The sequence below is a fragment of the Ruegeria sp. CDSA241 genome (assembly GCF_059611265.1).
The window spans coordinates 23049-37979 of sequence record NZ_JBXWPF010000009.1; the positions used below are offsets into that span (position 1 = coordinate 23049).

The window sequence follows — 14931 nt, forward strand, 5'->3', positions numbered from 1 at the left end:
TGAACTGACCGAGGTTTGCAGCAAAAACAGGACGCTCCATGAGCCAAACCCTGAGAATTAGGCAGCTTGAGGCACTTATGGCGGTGACCGTTAATGGCTCGGTCACGGCTGCCGCATCCGATCTGGGGGTCAGCCAGCCCGCGGTCAGCAGGTTGCTTTCAGATTTGGAAAAATCGCTTGGGTTTCAACTGTTCGACCGCCGCGAAGGTCGATTGGTTCCGACGCAAGAGGTCCGCTATCTGCAACCTAGCGTAGAGCGCGTGCTGGAATTGATGCGGCAGATCTCGGATGTCAGTCAGGACATCACGCAACGCAAAGCCGGGCATATTCGCGTCGCCTGCCTTCCTGGCTTCGCCACCAGTCACTTACCAGATGTTGTAGCCGGATTTCTGAGCGACCGGCCTGGCGTCACCATGACGATAGAGCCGGATCGGCCCGAGCGCATCCTGGAGTGGATGATCGGCGAGCAATATGATTTCGGAATCACAGATGGGTTTAATGGCCACCCGGCTGTCGAAAGCACCCATATTGATATCCGCACAGTTTGCGTCTTTCCCGCAGGCCATGCGCTGGAAGACCTTTCGACCGTGACACCGGCAGATATTGCCGATCAGAAGATCATCCACACCCGGCGCGACAGCGACTTTTTCGCGCGCCTGTCGCGTGCATTTCAAAACTCGAATGTCGAACTGAACTCGCATATCGAGGTTCGGCAATTCACGGCCGCTTGCGAATTGGTGGTGAAGGGCGTTGGGGTGTCTGTCGTTAGCGAACTGGACGCAGTACAATATCAGAACAGGGGGTTGAGCTATCGGTCTTTCAGGCCATTTCTGCCTCATACGCTGTCGCTGGTGCGACCGGTTTTGAAGCAACCATCGCTGGTCACGCTGGAATTCATAGAACAGTTCAGCGACAGCCTTGGACCTTTCATCGCCGATCCTTAGCTGGATACAGCAGAAAGCGTTGCCCGATTGATTGCCTGAACGCGGCTTTGGGCATTGGCAAAATTTTACAAAAATCGAATTGAGACCCCGGGATTGCTTTACGCGCCCTGAAACTTGTGGGCAAACTGACTTGGTTCATGCCCAGTTCGACGCGTGGCAGGACCTGCCAGCCAGTGTCACACCACTGTTTCGCAGGGCCTGCACAAGTCGCGTCGACAAACGAAAATGAAAGGTGTCACATGCCATTTTCCAACCCCAGCTTGATGTCCCGCCGTCAGTTCCTTGCGACCACCACCGCCAGCGCCGCGGCCATTACACTTCACCCTTTTTCTGCGGCGGCTGCCAATAATCAGGCGCATTTACGGATAATGGAGACGACGGACATTCATGTGCATGTCTTCCCTTATGATTATTACGCCGACAAGCCTCGCGACACGGTAGGCCTCTCCCGCACCGCTTCGATCATCAACGGCATCCGGTCCGAGGCGACGAATTCTCTGCTGGTCGATAACGGAGACTTTCTGCAGGGCAACCCAATGGGCGATTACATCGCCTATGAGCGGGGGATGAAAGAGGGCGACAGCCACCCGATTATCACCGCCTTCAACACAGTCGGTTATGACGCCGCCACATTGGGCAATCACGAATTCAACTACGGTTTGGACTTTTTGGAAAAGGCGCTTGCTGGCGCGGATTTCCCGATTGTACTGGCCAACGTCGCAAAGGAACAGGGGGCAAACCCGCGTGAGGATAAAACGCTGGTCAAACCCTATGCGATTCTCGACCGCCAGATTGAAATGGGCGATGGCAGCAAACACCCGATCAAGGTCGGCGTCATTGGGTTTACGCCGCCGCAGGTCATGAACTGGGACCGCAAGCATCTCGAAGGCAACGTGCAGGCCCGCGACATTGTCGAGACAGCGCAGGCCTATGTGCCTGAGATGAAAGAGCAGGGCTGCGACTTGATCATCGCGCTTTCGCATTCGGGGATTGGCGATGCCGACCATTCCGACGGTATGGAAAACGCCTCGGTTGTGCTGGCCGGTGTTGACGGGATTGACGCGCTGGTGACCGGTCACAACCACCTTGTTTTCCCGTCCGAGACATTTGCCGACCGTCCCGGTATTGACGTTGCAAAAGGGACGTTGATGGGCAAACCCGCCGTCATGGGCGGGTTCTGGGGATCACATCTTGGCCTTCTGGACCTGCTGCTGGAGCGCGATGGGAACGAGTGGCGTGTGGTGACCACAACGTCTGAGGCGCGCCCGATTTCGGTTCGCAACGAAGATCGCTCGATCACGGCGCTGGTCGAGGACGATCAGGCCGTGCTGGCCTCGGTCGCGAAAGACCATGACGAAACCCTGGCCTATGTGCGCAGAGCGGTCGGCAAGACGTCGGCCCCGCTGCACAGCTATTTTGCGCTGGTAGCAGATGACCCGTCCGTTCAGATCGTGTCGATAGCGCAGAAATGGTACGTCGAAGAGATGATGAAGGGCACGGAACACGAAGGCCTGCCCATTTTGTCAGCCGCGGCGCCTTTCAAAGCCGGCGGTCGTGGTGGCCCCGAGTATTACACCGATGTCCCGGTGGGTGACGTGGCAATCAAGAACGTGGCCGACCTTTACCTTTATCCCAACACCGTGCGCGCCGTACGGGTGAACGGAGCGCAGGTCCGAGGTTGGCTGGAGCGGTCTGCCGGAATGTTTAATCAGGTCGAACCGGGCGCAAGCGACGCGGTCCTGCTGAACCCAGAGTTTCCGTCCTATAATTTCGACGTGATGGACGGTGTCACCTATCAGATCGACCTGTCCCAGCCATCGCGGTTTGGACCCAAGGGTGAAGAGGTCAACCCTGGCGCGGCCCGGATCGTGGACCTTGCCTTCAATGGTTCTCCGGTCACGGATGACATGGAGTTCATTATCGCCACCAACAATTACCGAGCGTCCGGTGGCGGATCTTTCCCCGGCGCGATGGGCGACACGGTTGTGTTCGAGGCGCCGGACACCAACCGCGACGTGATTGTCCGCTATATCGTCGAACAGGGCACGATTGACCCCAAAGCAGATGCCAACTGGTCGTTTGCGCCGCTGGACGGCACCACGGTCCTGTTCGAAACAGGCCCGAAGGCGCGTGACTATATGAGTGACGTCAAAGGTGTTTCGATTGAGGATGCCGGTGAGGGCGCAGATGGCTTTGCGGCCTTCCGCATCCAGCTGTAACAGATTGAAAGCAGGCTTATCCCCCTATTTCTGACCCAATGGTATGGATCGGAATTGGGGGGTGAGCCAAAATTATTCTGTTAGGCAACTGTCCTGCGAAGCGGCCCGTCCTGGGTCTAGAGTTTGCGTATTCCGTGGAGCGTTAGGGTGCTGACCAGATCAGCGTAATCCTCACGTGCTTTGGTGCCTGCGCCTGTGTTCCACATATAATACCAGTTCAGCATGCCAAAAACTGACATCGTGGCACCGCGCAGCTTGTCCTTGTCATCGCCAAACGAGTCCGGAGACAGGTCTTTCAGGATGTCCCGGACGAAATTCACTAGATCCAGCTGATACCCTCGTAAGAGCTTTTGCTGATCGTCGCGCAGGGCGTTCATGCCACTGATCTGCACCCGGTGTTCATCATCCGCACCCTGATAAGCGAACAGGATCTCACGCACGGTCTTTCGCAGCTTTTGCTCGGGTGTAAGACCCGCCAAATCGACCTCGCAAATGCGGTCGCGCAGCTCGCGCAGATAGGTTTCGAGGATGTCATACAGGATGGCATCCTTACTGTCGTAATAGTGGTAAATGTTAGCCTTGGAGATTCCGCACTCATTGGCCAAAAGGGTCATCGAGGCGCGATCAAACCCCTGGTCGGCAAACACTTTGGCTGCCGTTTTCAGGATTTGTTCCCGCTTTTGGTCGTGGTCTTTTGCGATTGTCCGGGCCAAGGCTTAATCCTTATCGCGGTTGTCGATGACGCGCTTCGCCTTGCCCTGAGAGCGTTCGACGTCGCCCGGCTCACCTACAACAATTTCGGTTGAAACTCCAACGATGTCCTTGATGCGTTTGGTCAGCATCCGGGCGGCCGCCGTCTTGGACATTTCATCGGTAGATCCCGGAGAGGCTTCGACAAAGACCCGCATGGCATCCATCCGGCCGGATTTATACAGCTCGACCTGGTAATAAGGCGCAAGGCCTCCAGTCGCCATGACCTGTTCCTCGATTTGGCTGGGAAAGACATTGACGCCGCGCAGGATCATCATGTCGTCGCTGCGGCCGGTGATCTTGGCCATGCGACGCATGGAACGGGCCGTTCCGGGCAGCAGGCAGGTCAGATCGCGCGTGCGATAGCGGATCATCGGCAGCCCTTCTTTGGTCAGGGTGGTAAAGACCAGCTCACCAGTTTCACCGTCAGGCAGTACTTCGCCGGTGGCGGGGTCGATGATTTCTGGCAGAAAGTGATCTTCCCAGATCACAGGGCCATCCTTGGTTTCGACGCATTCGCTGGCAACGCCGGGCCCCATGATTTCCGACAGGCCATAGATGTCGACCGCGTGCATGTCGAATGCAGCCTCGATTTCCGAGCGCATCGCGTCGGTCCAAGGCTCCGCGCCGAAGATACCAACCTTCAGAGAGCTTTCGCGCGGATCAAGGCCCACCTTATGGAATTGTTCGAGGATGTTGAGCATGTAGGATGGGGTCACCATGATCCCATCGGGTTGAAAATCTGTGATTAAACCAACTTGTTTTTCGGTTTGCCCGCCACCCATCGGAACCACGGTCGCCTCTAGACGTTCGATGCCGTAATGCGCGCCCAGACCCCCGGTGAACAGGCCATAGCCATAAGCGTTATGCACGATATCGCCCTTGCGCAGACCTGCGGCCCGCAGCGACCGAGCACCCAGATCGGCCCAGTTGTCGATATCGCCTTTGGTATAGCCCACAACGGTTGGCTTGCCGGTTGTCCCGGATGAGGCATGCAGCCGAACCAGTTGGCTGCGCGGCACGGCGAACATGCCGAACGGGTAGTTGTCACGCAGGTCGTTCTTGTAGGTGAAGGGAAATTTCGAAAGGTCAGATAACTGTTGCAGGTCATCCGGATGCACGCCGGCATCGTCGAAGCGCTGGGTGTATATTGGCACATTTTCGTAAGCGTGACGCAGGGACCATTTCAGACGCTCCAACTGGGTGGCGCGGATTTCGTCAACCGAGGCGATCTCGATCGGGTCCAGGTCAGCTTTGTTAGGGGACAGGTCCTCCATCGCGTTACTCCTTCGGTCGCGAAGCTATTCTTGAAAATTCGTGCCACCAATCGCGCGGGACATGCCGCGGAATTCGGCGACCACGTTGCTGTCTTGATTGGTGACGCGCACGTCATAGATGCCGCTGCGACCCGTAACCGAGACCTCGGTCGCGGTGGCCGTCAGGCGATCCCCCAGCTTGCCGGGGGCGAGATAGCTCATCATCGTGTGCTGGCCAACGGTCGCGTGATTACGGCTGTTGCAGGCAAAGGCGAAGGCGCTGTCGGCCAGGGCATGGGTCACGCCGCCATGGCACATGCCGTGCCCATTACAGTGATGCGCAACGACGGTCAGCGCCAGAACTGCGCAGCCTTCGTCCACCTCGACAAGCTCCATGCCAAACCATTTGCTGGCTTCGTCACTCGCCCACATCGCAGCGGCTGATTTGCTGGCACGTTCCTTTGGTGTCATCGTCATTTACCCTGAAAATTGGGCGCGCGCTTTTCAAGAAAGCTGGACACGCCCTCGGCATAATCCGCGCTTTCGCCGCAGATTTTCATCGCATCAGCCTCGAGTTCCAGATGATCGGACAAAGAGGTCGCCGCCGCTGCTTGGATACAGTGCTTGGTCTTGCCCAACCCAAGGGTCGGGCCATTGGCCAGTTGATAAGCCAGCATACGAGCCTCTGCCAATAGCTGATCGTCGGGTATGGCTTTCCAGATCAGGCCCCAGTCTTCGGCCTGTTTGGCGGGCAGCGGCTGTGCAGTAAAGGCCAGCCCTTTGGCGCGCGCCTCGCCCAAAAGGCGGGGCAGGTGCCAGCTGCCGCCAGTGTCCGGGATCAGGCCGACCTTGGAAAAGCTCTGGATGAATTTCGCGCTTTCCGCTGCCAGAACCATGTCGCAGGCCAGTGCCAGATTGGCCCCAGCCCCCGCGGCGACGCCATTCACGGCGCAGATGACAGGGCAGTCCAACGACCGGATCAGCCGCACGAGGGGGGCATAGAAACTGCGGACGGTCTTGCCCAGATCCGGCGGCCCGTCCATTTTCGACGGATCGCGGTCACCAAGGTCCTGGCCGGCACAAAAGCCACGCCCGGTGCCCGTCAGCAGCACTGCCCGCGCGCCTGTATCGTGCGCGGAATTCAAGGCAGCCTGAAGCGCATAATGCATGTCTTCGTTGAACGAATTCAGTTTGTCTGGACGGTTCAATGTAATCTCGACCCAGTTCCCGTGATTTTCTACAAGAATCGTATCGCTCATCACTGCCTCGGCCGGTATCGTTTCAACTTTATGATTGCATTAACCGAACGGTTGGTCAATATATAAACGCAAGCCGAATCTGAGCAAATCAAAGGGATGGGTTATGGCAAAATCGCCGGTGGTGAGCGTTGAGCGGAAGGGTGACGTTGCCTGGGTAACGATCAACAATCCGCCAGTGAACGCGACATCCGCTGCGGTGCGTCAGGGGTTGGCCGACGCGGTAGGTGCCATCAAAGGCGCGCGCGTGGCTGTCCTGCGATGTGCGGGTAAGACCTTTGTTGCCGGTGGCGATATGTCAGAGTTCGACGCCCCACCGGTTGAGCCACATCTGCCTGACGTAGTACAGATGATCGAAGACAGTGAAGTTCCCTTTATCGCCTGCATGCACGGTACTGTTCTGGGCGGCGGGTTCGAGATTGCCATGGCTTGCGCTTGGCGCATTGCCGCGTCGGGCACCAGATTTGGTCTGCCAGAGGTCAATGTCGGCCTGATCCCCGGGGCAGGGGGCACCCAGCGTATTCCCCGTCTTGTGGGGATGGAGGCCGCGATTGACATGGCCTGCCGGGGCAAGATCCAGACTGCAGAAACGTTACTAGGGCTGGGTGGCCTTGATCTTGTCGCTGAACAGCCTGAGGCTGCCGTTGAGGCCTTTGCGGCCGAACTGCCGCAGCGACCAGTGCCAGTCAGTCAGCGTAGCCTCACCAGCTTTGCACCGGACCTGATCGAGGTTTCGCGCGCGGAACTTTTGAAACGGTCAAAGGGTCAGCAGTCTCCGCTGGAAAATCTGACGGCATTGGGGTGGGCGACCGAACCCTTTGCCGATGCCTTGCCAAAAGAGCGCGTCCGCCATTTGGCCCTGCGCCAAGGTGCCGAAAGCCGAGCCCTTCGCCATGCTTTCTTTGCCGAACGGAGCGTGTCCAAACCTTCTTTGATCAGAGGCGTAACCCCGCGCGACATCAGCCGTATCGCGGTGGTCGGCGGCGGTCTGATGGGGGCCGGGATTGCAACCGCCGCCCTGAATGGGGGGTTTTCTGTCACGTTGATTGAGCAGAACGCCGAAGCCGCCGCGGCGGCCTTTGGGCGTGTTAAGGGTCTGCTCGAAGGCGCTGCCAAACGGGGAAAGCTGACTGAGGCGCAGATGCAGAGCCGTCTGAGCGCCTTTCGCGCCGTTGACAGCTATGCCGACGCACGGGATGCGCAACTGGCCATTGAGGCGGTGTTCGAGGACATATCTGTCAAACAGCAGGTTTTCGCGGAACTCGCCCGGCATATGGACACAAACGCAATTCTTGCCACCAACACATCTTATCTGGATCCAAACCAGATTTTCGCCGGTATCGACAGTCCGGCCCGCTGTATAGGTCTACATTTCTTCAGCCCAGCCCATGTCATGAAACTGCTTGAAATCGTACATACCGGGCATTCGGACCCAGAGGTCATCGCCACCGGATTTGCGTTTGGCAAAAAGCTGGGCAAAGTGGCGGTCCTATCAGGTATTTGCGATGGCTTTATCGGCAATCGCATGCTGGCCGCCTATCGGCGCGAGGCTGATTATCTTCTGGCAGATGGTGCGCTGCCTTATCAAGTGGATCAGGCCATGCGCGACTTTGGTATGCCCATGGGTCCGTACGAATTGCAGGATCTGACCGGTCTTCAGATCTCATGGGCCAATCGCAAGCGCAATGCCGCAACACGCCCACCGGATGAGCGCTATGTCTCTGTGGCCGACCAGCTTTGCGAGATGGAGCGTTTCGGGCAGCGGTCCGGAAAAGGCTGGTATAGTTATGATGACGGCGACCGTACGCCGATCCGTGATACACAGGTCGAGGCTTTGATCGAAGCCAACTCGGCTGAACATGGCATCACCCGGCGCGCGTTTGCGAGCACCGAGATTTCGTCGCGCTTGATGGCGGTACTTGCGAATGAGGGCGCATTGATCATCGAAGAGGGTATCGCCGAAAACGCGATGGCCGTGGATATGGTCCAGATCCATGGCTACGGATTCCCGCGCTGGCGCGGGGGGCCGATGAACTATCGAGATGAAATTGGGGCGCAGCTGTCGCGGGAAATAATGGAGACCGTCGCCTCTGAAAGCCCCGGGTCTTGGAGGATTGCGAGGCAGACCACATCACCATGACTATTGATGGTTACAAAACGGACTATTAACGCAGATTCAATGTATGTTTCAGAGGGAGGAGACAAAACCATGAAATTCAACAGTTTGAGCACGCTATTGGCCTCAGCCGCCTTGGCCGTTTCGGGCACCGTGGCGCTGGCCGCAGATTATACGCTGACCATATCCAGCTGGGCACCGCCGACCCACGGTATCAACGCGAAGATGTGGCCAAAATTCGTGGAAATGGTTGAAGAGGCCACAGACGGTCAGGTCACCGCCGAACTGAAGTTGGGCATCGCGCCGCCACCAGCACAGATGGATCTGATCATGGATGGCGCGGCGGATGCCTCGATCATTTTCCACGGCTACCAGCCGGGGCGCTTTGTCACCACAAAGATGATAGAACTGCCCGGATATGAAGGCTCGGCAGAGGCCGCATCGGTTGCATATTGGCGCACCTATGACGCGCATCTCAAGGCCGCGGACGAGCATCGCGGCGTGAAAGTGATCGCCCTGCATACGCATGGTCCGGCGCAGCTGCATTCCAGCAGCGCGGTGACCACGCTGGATGAAGTGTCGGGCCTCAAGGTCCGTATCCCGGGTGGGGTTGGCGGTGACGTCGGCACAGCGCTTGGCGCGACCGGCATCCAGGTGCCTGCACCGAAAGTCTATGAGACCCTTGCTTCGAAAGCAGCCGATGGCGTTGTCATGCCGTTTGAATCCCGCAAGGGTTTTAAGCTGACCGAGGTTGCCCAGAACGTTTACGAGGTTCCGGGCGGTCTGTATCGCGGGTCGTTTGCCTTCATCATGAACGAAGAAACGTTTGCCGACCTGCCCCCTGAGCTGCAGCAGGCGCTGGAGGAGAATGTGTTTGGTGAACCGTTGAGCCGCGAAATCGGCAAGATCTGGGACGAGATCGACGGGATCGGCCGCGAGGCGACCGAAGCCACTGAGGGCAACGCAATCAACGCGGCCTCGGCGGAAGATCTGGAAAAATTCAACGCGATCGCCGTTGATGTCCGCGCCAAGGTGATTGACGAGGTTAACGGCACCGGTGTTGACGCACAGGCGGCCTATGACATGATCGTAAATGAAATGGCTGCCCAGTAACACAGTCCGGCTGGCGGGGTCTCTTCGCCAGCCATATTCACCAGCCGGGACCCAATCATGCAATCTCTCGTGACTTTTGCGCGTCGCGTCAGCATCGCTCCGACGCTGCTGGCCTGTATAGCGCTGTTCATCCTGATGGTGATGACCTTTTTTGACGTCATACTGCGGTCTGTCTTCAACGCCCCGATTGAGGCAGCGACTGAGCTGACACGTATTTTCATGGCGATCATGGTGTTTTCGGTTCTGCCGATGATCTCAGCCGGAAAGGGTCAGATCGCCGTCGACCTGACGGACGGAGTATTTTCCCGCTTGCGGCTGAGCCGAGCGCGTGACGCTGTTGTATATATTGTGTCGGGCGTGATGCTCATCTGGCCGATCAAACGCGTCTGGATTCTTGCCGAGCGCGCACGGGACTATGGCGATGTGACTGAATACCTGTCGATCCCGGTATTCTATGTCGGCTGGTTCATCGCCGGGTTCACTGCGATCACGGCCATGGCGATGATTGTCACGGGCCTGATTACTATCTTCTCCCCCCAATCCTTGTCGGAGACCTCTCAATGACCGCCGCACTTATCGGTTTTGCCCTTGTTCTGGTGCTTGTACTGGTGCGTCTGCCTATCGTCTTCGCGATGGGTCTGGTTGGTACGCTTGGGTTCGCCTACGAACGTGGCGGCAGCATCTTTTCGGAGCGCGGCTTGAAGGCGGCGATGTCGATGGTGGGTCGCCAGATCACCGATACGGCACAGGATTACGGATTGTCGGTGGTGCCTCTGTTCATCCTGATGGGCCTGTTCGTGAACAAAGGCGGACTCGCGCGCGAGCTTTATGCGGTGTCCAATGCATTTCTCGGCCATTTCCGGGGCGGCATCGCCATGGCGACTGTCGCGGCCTGCGGCGGGTTCTCGGCAATTTGCGGGTCGTCTCTGGCGACAGCGGCCACCATGTCCAAGGTCGCGATGCCGGAAATGCGCCGGTATGGTTATGCGGATGAGCTTTCGACTGCGTCGATTGCAGCGGGTGGCACGCTTGGCATCCTGATCCCGCCCTCGGTGATCCTGGTCATTTATGGCCTGCTGACGGAAACCTCGATTGGCAAACTGTTTGTTGCGGGCATTATCCCCGGTGTGCTTGGCATTCTTTTTTATCTTCTCGCGGTGCGCTGGACCGTCTGGCGCAAACCAGAGGCGGGACCGGCAGGCGAACGCCACGGTTGGGTCGAGCGCCTGAGGGCCTTGCGCTCGGTCTGGGCCGTGTTGCTGCTGTTCTTTCTGGTCATTGGCGGGCTTTATGGTGCCTTCGATTTTCAACCGCTGAACCTGACCTTCAGCCCGACCGAGGCGGCAGGGATGGGGGCCATGGGCGCCTTTTTGATTGCCTTGTCGCGCGGCGGGCTTAGCCTGGGTTCAACATTCGAGGTTTTGAAGGAAACCACCGCGACCGCTGCGGCCCTGTTCTCGGTCCTGATCGGGGCGCAGATATTTTCGAACTTCATCAACCTCGCCGGTTTGCCCGAAGCGCTGATCGCCATGGTCACAGCGTATGACGTTGCGCCCTTTGTGGTGATCCTGATGATCCTTGGCATCTACATCATTTTGGGGTGTGTTTTTGAATCCCTGTCGATGCTACTGCTGACCGTGCCGATCTTTTTTCCTCTGGTCACATCGCTGGGATATGACCCGATCTGGTTCGGCATTGTTGTGGTCGTCGTCACCGAAATCAGCCTGATCACCCCGCCCGTGGGGCTGAACGTGTTCATTCTGAAGGGTGTGGTCGGGGATGTGTCGACTGGGACGATCTTCAGAGGGGTAACTCCGTTCTGGATCGCAGATATCTTTCGGCTGGCCCTGATCGTTCTGGTGCCCTGGCTTGTGCTGGTTCTGCCGGAACAGATGGGGGCGATGGGCCACTGATGTTTGCGCTGACCAAGCTGCCTGACGGGTTCCACGATGATCCCTATCCTACCTATAGGGCGCTGCGTGAAGATACGCCCGTCTGCCTGCAACCCGATGGGTCGGTGATCCTGTCACGACATCAGGATCTGGACATCATCTATCGGGACACAACGCGGTTCATTTCGGACAAGAAGGCCGTGTTTGGCCCCAAATACGGGGTGGATAGCCCATTGTTTGAACATCACACCACCAGTCTTGTGTTCAATGATCCGCCCTTGCACTCGCGTGTCCGCAAGGTGATGGTGGGCGCGATGAACCCGCGCGCTTTGGCGCAGATGGAGCCGGGTCTGATCGAACTTGTCGACGGGCTGTTGGATCAAATGCAGGCCAAGGGCACAGTTGAGTTGATCGAGGATTTTGCCGGGGCGATCCCGATCGAAATCATCGGCAACCTGCTGGGCATCCCTCGGTCCGAGCGCGAGCCGTTGCGTGAGTGGTCCTTGGCCATTCTCGGGGCGTTGGAACCGCAGCTGACGCCCGAGCAGGAAGATTGGGGCAACCGCGCAGTCCGCGAGTTCAAAGCCTTTCTGCGCGATATCATCGACGACCGCAGGGCCAATCCGGGCAACCCGGAGACCGATGTATTGACCCGGTTGATACAGGATGACACCGAGGGCGGCCTGACCGAGGTTGAACTGTACCAGAACTGCATCTTCATTCTGAATGCCGGGCATGAGACCACGACAAACCTGATAGGCAACGCTTTGGATCTGTTGGACCGCCACAGGGATAAGCGGACCGAGCTGTTGGTTAATCCAGACCTGATTTCTACCGCAGTGGACGAGTTTTTGCGTCTGGAAAGCCCGAACCAGTTCGGCAATCGCCTGACCACTGAAGAGGTGGAATTTCACGGACATGTCATTCCAGCAGGAACCGATCTGCATCTTTGCATCGGCGCGGCCAATCGCGATCCGCGACAATTTGATTTCCCCGATGACATGATGTTGGATCGCCGTCCCAACAAGCACCACGCGTTTGCGGGCGGGCCGCATACTTGCGTTGGTTTGACCTTGGCCCGGATGGAAGGTCGGGTTGCCGTTAGCCGGTTTTTGAACCGGTTCCCTGATTACCAGATCACGGAAAGTGCTCAGCGTGGGGGGCGTATCCGGTTTCGGGGGTTCGCCCACCTGCCCGCGCAGGTTTGAACTAGCCGTGCTGCTTGTTCTGAAATTTATTGACCGACCGTACGGTTAATAATAAGATATCGCAAATGCCCCGCGCGCTAGCCCTGCCGCGAGTAAGGAGAAACCTATGACGATCCAACAGATTTCCAGTTTTGCTGCGGGCGAGTGGATTGCGCCGGGGGCAGGTGCCCGCAACATCGCAAGCGCGGTGACGGGAGAGGTGATCGCAACAGCCGGAAACAACGCCTTGGACGTTCAGGGAATGCTGGATCATGCGCGCAATGTTGGTGGTCCTGCGCTGCGTAAGATGACGTTTCACCAGCGGGCCAAGATGCTCAAGGCGCTGTCTGTTCATCTGGGCAAGCACAAGCAGGCGATGTACGATCTGTCCTTCAATACCGGCGCAACCCAGGCGGATCATCTGATCGACATTGACGGCGGTATTGGCACGATGTTCGTCTTTGCCTCAAAAGGGCGGCGCGAGATGCCGGACGGGCATGTCTATCTCGACGGCGAGGTCGAGCAGCTTTCGCGCAATGGCACCTTTCTGGGGCAACATATCTGCACCCCGTTGAAAGGTGTTGCGATCCATATCAACGCTTTCAACTTTCCGGTCTGGGGCATGCTGGAAAAGCTGGCTCCGACTCTTCTGGCGGGGGTTTCGGCTATCGTCAAACCGGCCACAAATTCCTGCTATGTGACCGAGCTGTGCGTTCGGCTGATGCTCGAGTCGGGCATATTGCCCAACGGTGCATTGCAACTGGTGTCAGGCGGGCTGGGCGACATGCTCGATCGCCTGACCATGCAGGATGTGGTCAGCTTTACAGGCTCGGCGGATACGGCGCTGAAGCTGCGCGCGAACCCCGTAATCCTGGAGAATTCGGTCCGGTTCGTGGCGGAGCAGGACAGCTTGAACTGCTCGGTCCTGGGCCCTGATGCCGCGCCGGGAACGCCCGAATTCGATCTGTTCGTCAAAGAGGTTCAGCGCGAGATGACCACCAAGGCGGGTCAGAAATGCACTGCCATCCGCAGGATCATCGCGCCCGAGCCGCATGTGCAGGCCGTGATTGAGGCGCTGTCCGCGCGTTTGGCAAAGACCACCATCGGGGATCCGAAACTGGAAACCACCCGAATGGGTGCGCTGGTCTCGGCCAGTCAGAAGCGCGATGTTTTGGAGAAGGCCGTGATTATAGGGCACGAGGCCGAGTGCGTCTTTGGCAACCCGGACGACTTCGTGGTCGATGGGGCCGATGCAGATAAGGGCGCCTTTCTGCCACCGATGCTGTTCCATTGCAGCGATCCCGATGCCGCGCTACGTGTGCATGATACCGAAGCCTTTGGGCCCGTCAGTACAATCATGGGCTATCGCGATACCGACCACGCGATTGAGCTGGCGAACAGAGGGCAGGGGTCTCTGGTGGCCTCAGTCATCACACATGATGCTGATGTTGCCCGCAAATTTGTTATGGGGGCAGGGGCCTATCATGGGCGGCTCTATTTCAACAACCGAGACTCGATGAAAGAATCCACAGGCCATGGCTCTCCTTTACCGCATATGGTCCATGGCGGTCCCGGCCGTGCTGGCGGTGGCGAGGAAATGGGCGGTGTGCGCGGTGTGATGCATTATATGCAACGTACGGCGATTCAAGGATCGCCGGACATATTGACAGCTATTGGCGAGAGATGGGTGCCGGGTGCAGCCGAGATCAATGCGCCAGCCCATCCATTTACACGCCGCTATCACGATCTGGCCATTGGTGAGACGATCCACACCGCACCGCGGACCGTGACCATGGAAGACATTGAACATTTCGCCGAATTCACCGGCGACACCTTCTATGCCCATATGGATCAGGCCGCAGCTGAGCGTAACCCGTTCTTTCCGGGCCGGGTCGCGCATGGATATCTTTTGCTGTCATTCGCGGCGGGTCTTTTTGTGGAACCGAACGAGGGGCCGGTCCTGGCCAATACTGGGCTCGATAACCTGCGCTTTATGAAACCGGTAGAGGCAGGCGACAGCATCAAGGTGCGCCTGACGGTCAAAAAGAAAACCCGCCGCAATGATGAATATGGCGAGGTGCGCTGGCATGTCACCCTGACCCAGCAAGATGATGAGCCTGTGGCCGAATATGAGCTGCTGACCATGGTGGCCTACTAAGATTCTTGGGCCGGATGGTAATTCGATCTGGCCCGATTAT

General features: G+C 57.9%; 12 protein-coding genes. 8 read left to right on the forward strand and 4 right to left on the reverse strand.

What is annotated here, in order from left to right:
• Positions 1-38: 38 nt before the first annotated feature.
• Both AC2FJV_RS09865 and AC2FJV_RS09870 read left to right on the forward strand, forming a co-directional pair.
• Positions 39-944: a LysR substrate-binding domain-containing protein gene (locus AC2FJV_RS09865; protein WP_142639895.1), complete on the forward strand. Its 906-nt coding sequence runs from the start codon at positions 39-41 to the stop codon at positions 942-944.
• 239 nt (positions 945-1183) lie between these two features.
• On the forward strand, positions 1184-3163 hold the full coding sequence (locus tag AC2FJV_RS09870) for a bifunctional 2',3'-cyclic-nucleotide 2'-phosphodiesterase/3'-nucleotidase (RefSeq protein WP_282021800.1): 1980 nt from the start codon (positions 1184-1186) through the stop codon (positions 3161-3163).
• Positions 3164-3279: 116 nt separating this feature from the next.
• Here AC2FJV_RS09870 and AC2FJV_RS09875 read toward each other — a convergent pair whose 3' ends face one another.
• Genes AC2FJV_RS09875 through paaG form a run of 4 tightly spaced genes read right to left on the reverse strand, consistent with a single transcriptional unit; the run spans position 3280 to position 6428 of the window.
• The gene (locus tag AC2FJV_RS09875) at positions 3280-3876 is read right to left on the reverse strand and encodes a TetR/AcrR family transcriptional regulator (protein WP_496689202.1); all 597 of its coding nucleotides are present in this window, start codon (positions 3874-3876) and stop codon (positions 3280-3282) included.
• Between the two features lie 3 nt (positions 3877-3879).
• Positions 3880-5190 (reverse strand): phenylacetate--CoA ligase PaaK, encoded by a 1311-nt coding sequence (paaK, locus tag AC2FJV_RS09880; protein ID WP_142639891.1) that lies wholly within the window; start codon positions 5188-5190, stop codon positions 3880-3882.
• Between the two features lie 24 nt (positions 5191-5214).
• Positions 5215-5640 carry a hydroxyphenylacetyl-CoA thioesterase PaaI gene (paaI, locus tag AC2FJV_RS09885; protein ID WP_142639944.1) on the reverse strand — a complete coding sequence of 142 codons (426 nt, stop codon included), beginning with the start codon at positions 5638-5640 and terminating at the stop codon, positions 5215-5217.
• Positions 5641-5642: 2 nt separating this feature from the next.
• On the reverse strand, positions 5643-6428 hold the full coding sequence (gene paaG, locus AC2FJV_RS09890) for a 2-(1,2-epoxy-1,2-dihydrophenyl)acetyl-CoA isomerase PaaG (RefSeq protein ID WP_496713565.1): 786 nt from the start codon (positions 6426-6428) through the stop codon (positions 5643-5645).
• A gap of 103 nt (positions 6429-6531) precedes the next feature.
• Here paaG and AC2FJV_RS09895 point away from each other — a divergent pair, with 103 nt between their 5' ends.
• The 6 genes from AC2FJV_RS09895 to paaZ all read left to right on the forward strand — a co-directional run bounded on the left by AC2FJV_RS09895 (position 6532) and on the right by paaZ (position 14891).
• Complete coding sequence (locus AC2FJV_RS09895) at positions 6532-8565, forward strand: FAD-dependent oxidoreductase (protein ID WP_496713567.1); 2034 nt, start codon at positions 6532-6534, stop codon at positions 8563-8565.
• 69 nt (positions 8566-8634) lie between these two features.
• On the forward strand, positions 8635-9654 hold the full coding sequence (locus tag AC2FJV_RS09900; RefSeq protein ID WP_271949076.1) for a TRAP transporter substrate-binding protein: 1020 nt from the start codon (positions 8635-8637) through the stop codon (positions 9652-9654).
• Between the two features lie 57 nt (positions 9655-9711).
• Positions 9712-10218: a TRAP transporter small permease gene (locus AC2FJV_RS09905; RefSeq protein WP_281972856.1), complete on the forward strand. Its 507-nt coding sequence runs from the start codon at positions 9712-9714 to the stop codon at positions 10216-10218.
• Positions 10215-11567: a TRAP transporter large permease gene (locus AC2FJV_RS09910; protein WP_281972857.1), complete on the forward strand. Its 1353-nt coding sequence runs from the start codon at positions 10215-10217 to the stop codon at positions 11565-11567. Before AC2FJV_RS09905 ends, AC2FJV_RS09910 begins: the two co-directional genes overlap by 4 nt.
• Entirely contained in the window at positions 11567-12754 is a 1188-nt protein-coding gene (locus AC2FJV_RS09915) for a cytochrome P450 (protein ID WP_496713569.1), read from the forward strand. The genes AC2FJV_RS09910 and AC2FJV_RS09915 overlap by 1 nt, the downstream gene beginning before the upstream one ends.
• 106 nt (positions 12755-12860) lie before the next feature.
• Complete coding sequence (gene paaZ / locus AC2FJV_RS09920; protein ID WP_496713571.1) at positions 12861-14891, forward strand: phenylacetic acid degradation bifunctional protein PaaZ; 2031 nt, start codon at positions 12861-12863, stop codon at positions 14889-14891.
• Positions 14892-14931: the final 40 nt, after the last annotated feature.